This is a genomic window from Mycobacterium sp. E2238 (genome assembly GCF_001672665.1).
In the GTDB taxonomy this organism is placed as follows: Bacteria; Actinomycetota; Actinomycetes; order Mycobacteriales; family Mycobacteriaceae; genus Mycobacterium.
The window spans coordinates 1-3189 of the sequence record NZ_LZKF01000099.1 but is presented as its reverse complement, the minus strand read 5'-3'; the positions used below and the strand labels follow the sequence as shown (position 1 = coordinate 3189).

Here is a 3189-nt window from a genome sequence, read left to right as displayed (position 1 = left end):
CGGCTGGGCTGTCGGTGTGGGCGCCCCGACTGCGCGGCGGGCGCGCGCCCGGCGGCCGGTGCGGTGGTCATTCACGTGATCGCCGAACAAGCCGCCCTCGACTGCACCGGCGCGGCGCCGGGCTTCCAGCTGGGCGCCGAAGGACTGATCCCGCCCGAGCTGGTCGCCGAGTTGGCCGCCTCGGCCAAGCTGGTGCCGTTGATCCACCCCGGCGATGCGCCACCCGAGCCGGGTTATGTGCCCTCCCAAGCGTTGGCCGATTTCGTGCGCTGCCGCGATCTCACGTGCCGCTGGCCCGGTTGCGATTGCCCGGCGGTGGCCTGCGACATCGACCACACCATCCCCTACAGCGCTGGCGGGCCCACGCACGCCTCGAATCTCAAATGTTATTGCCGCACACACTAGCAGAAGAACAGATGACGTTCTACGGTGGTATCCGTATGACCACGCTCAACTCGGGCGAAAGAAGAAGGCGTGATGAGGGACGAAACCGCCGCATGGTTGGAACCGATGCTCACGGAAGCTGAACAGCGTGATGTGGACATCAAGTCGCTGATGACGCAGGCCACCATGCCCGCCGCCGAGACATCTGACCCGGCAATCGAGGCGATGGCCCACCTAGACCCGGAAGTCCGCGGCATCGACTGGGTGCGGTTCGGTGAATTGCTGCGACGCGAACTCGGTTGGGACACCTACCCGGCCGATCCCCAATGACTAACGTCCGCGCGGCGGTCTACCTGCGCATTAGCTCCGACCCGACCGGGGAGCACCTCGGCGTGACGCGCCAGCGCGAGGACTGCCTGGCGTTGTGCGCCGAAAAGGGCTGGGAGCCGGTCGAATACCTCGACAACGACGTGTCGGCGTCCAACGGCAAGCCCCGCCCGGCCTACGAACGGATGCTGGCCGACATCGAAGCCGGCACGGTCGCCGCGGTGGTCGCCTGGGATCTCGACCGGCTGCACCGCCGCCCGATCGAGTTGGAGCGGTTCATGGACCTGGCTGACGCCCACCGGGTGGCCCTGGCGACCGCCTCCGGGGATGTTGACCTGTCCACGGCCCAAGGGCGCCTGGTGGCCCGTTTGAAGGGCGCGGTGGCCCGCCACGAGACCGAGCACAAGGTGGACCGGCAGCGCCGCGCCGCCCGGCAAAAGGCTGAACGGGGCGTGCCGCAGTGGACCCGGGCATTCGGCTACCTGACCGACGGCAGCCACCAGCCGGACCCGGCGACCGCACCGCTCGTGAAAGAGGCCTACGTCGCCATCCGGGCGGGCGCCTCCCTCAACGACGTCTGCCGCCTCTGGAACGACGCCGGCGCCTTCACCCTCAACGGGAAACCCTGGACCGCCGCCCCCGTGTGGGCGTTCCTGCGCAAGGCCCGTAACGCCGGGCTGCGCTCACACAACGGGGAAATCATCGGCCCGGGCAACTGGCCGCCGCTGGTCGACGAACAGCTGTGGCGCGACGTCCAGGCCGCCCTCGACACTCGCCGAACCCGCCCGCCCGGGCGCAAATCGCTCCGCCGGCACCTGCTGACCGGGGCGCTGCTGTGCGGCAAGTGCGGGCATCACCTGCGCGGCCACCAGACCATCACCGGGGTACGCGCCTACGTCTGCCCGGTCCCGGAATGCCGCGGAGTCAGTATCCGGGCCGAGCACATCGAGCCCATCGTCTACCGGCTGGTGTCCGGGCGGCTGGCGATGCCCGACGCCGTCGGCCTCCTCAAGGCCGAAATACGCAATGAGGTTGAGACCGAGGCCATCCGGGCCGAGCGGGGCACGCTGCTGGCCCGCCTCGACGAGATTGCCGATGAACGGGCCGACGGGCTCATCGACGGCCGCGGCTACCGCACCATGACCGAACGCATCCACGCCAAGCTTGCCGAGTTGGACCGCCGCGAACAGGACGAGGAGCGGCTGCGGGTGTTCGCCGACCTACCCCTGGGCCGGCCGGAGGTGGCGGCCGCCGTCGAGCAGTTGACCGGCGACCGGTTCCGGGCGGTCCTCGACGTGCTGGCCACCATCACAATCGCGCCAGTCGGCAAGGGCGGCCACGTCTTTCACGAGGACCGCGTCCAATTCACCTGGCGCTGAACACCTTCTTGAGCGTCACCGCGCCGCATGTCACACTAGTAGGCGAACTAGGGGACCCGGCTTAAGCCTCCGCCGCGCGTGAGGAACTGAGCCGACCATCCGACGCGGGGATGGGTTCGTTGAACCCTGCCCGCGAAACGGAACCCCATCTATGGCTCTCGGACCTCGCACGGCAAGCGCTAAAGGGCGACTTCTCCGCGCACACCGCCAACCCATTGACCCCCTAGTCCTCGAAGCCGCGCAGCGCGGCCTGGCCGAAGCGAAGATTCACGACTTCATCGAGAAGGTGCTGGCCGACGCGCCACCACTGACCGATGAGCAGCGCGCCCGGCTGTCCGAGTTGCTGCGGCCCGTCCAAATCCGCCCCGGTGCTTGATGATGGGGCCGCCTGACAAAGAAACGGCGTGCCCGGCCGCAACACCGGGCACCACCGCCAACACCGCCAGCCCTACCCCTAGGTACCAGCTACCGCAGGATTTTAATGGGGAGCGCCGACACCGGGAACTCTCCCTCGTCCCACCCGGAGCCGTCCCGGACGGTCATCCCGGCTTGACAGCCCGGGTACTCGACGCCATCGCAGCGGCCCGATTGAGCCACTACCGAGGCCGCCCGATTACCGACGAGGACGGCCCGCACCTCCATCACTGGCAGCCAATCCTGTGGTGGTGTCGCGGCTGCGGGGCCTTCGAGGAGGACTCGTGACGACCGGTCCCTACTTGGTCGCCTGGCTGACGCGACGCTCGGGGCGATGAGCGTCATCCGGCCCAAGTACCTCGTGGTCACGAACGCCGACATCGACCGGTACGGCTTCCTGGGCGCTCACCTCCTCGCCCTCATCGAGTACGTCACCCAGTTACCAGGCGAGCGCAACGGCCGAATCAGCATCGACGGCACGACCTGGTGGCAGGTGTCCTACGCCGACTTGGCCGCCTCCCTTGGCGGCGGCGCCCGCCGAAACTCTGTATGGCGCAAGTGCCATGAGCTCGAAGCGGCGGGCGTTCTGATGAGCTGCGCGCCGGCTTCCAGCAAAGCCGACACCACGAGAGCGTATCGAGTTGGCGAAAATCGCCCTGACCTGACGTTTCACTCTGGTGAGACA

At 68.3% G+C, this 3189-nt stretch carries 4 protein-coding genes and 1 pseudogene; all 5 read left to right on the top strand.

The window, feature by feature from the left end:
* Nucleotides 1–402 (top strand): annotated as a pseudogene (locus A5711_RS08350) (DUF222 domain-containing protein); the annotation flags it as partial.
* Nucleotides 403–477: 75 nt separating this feature from the next.
* Entirely contained in the window at nt 478–714 is a 237-nt protein-coding gene (locus tag A5711_RS08345) for a hypothetical protein (protein WP_067945371.1), read from the top strand.
* Entirely contained in the window at nt 711–2090 is a 1380-nt protein-coding gene (locus A5711_RS08340; protein WP_067945368.1) for a recombinase family protein, read from the top strand. The genes A5711_RS08345 and A5711_RS08340 overlap by 4 nt, the downstream gene beginning before the upstream one ends.
* Nucleotides 2091–2241: 151 nt before the next feature.
* Complete coding sequence (locus tag A5711_RS26175) at nt 2242–2466, top strand: hypothetical protein (RefSeq protein ID WP_082975682.1); 225 nt, start codon at nt 2242–2244, stop codon at nt 2464–2466.
* Nucleotides 2467–2838: 372 nt separating this feature from the next.
* On the top strand, nt 2839–3189 hold a 351-nt coding region (locus A5711_RS08330), incomplete at its 3' end, for a hypothetical protein (RefSeq protein WP_156744832.1).

What these genes read in the sequence shown, in the direction of transcription:
- A5711_RS08345 (WP_067945371.1), top strand. Translation starts at nt 478, where the DNA reads ATGAGGGACGAAACCGCCGCATGGTTGGAACCGATGCTCACGGAAGCT.
- A5711_RS26175 (WP_082975682.1), top strand. Translation starts at nt 2,242, where the DNA reads ATGGCTCTCGGACCTCGCACGGCAAGCGCTAAAGGGCGACTTCTCCGC.
- A5711_RS08340 (WP_067945368.1), top strand. Translation starts at nt 711, where the DNA reads ATGACTAACGTCCGCGCGGCGGTCTACCTGCGCATTAGCTCCGACCCG.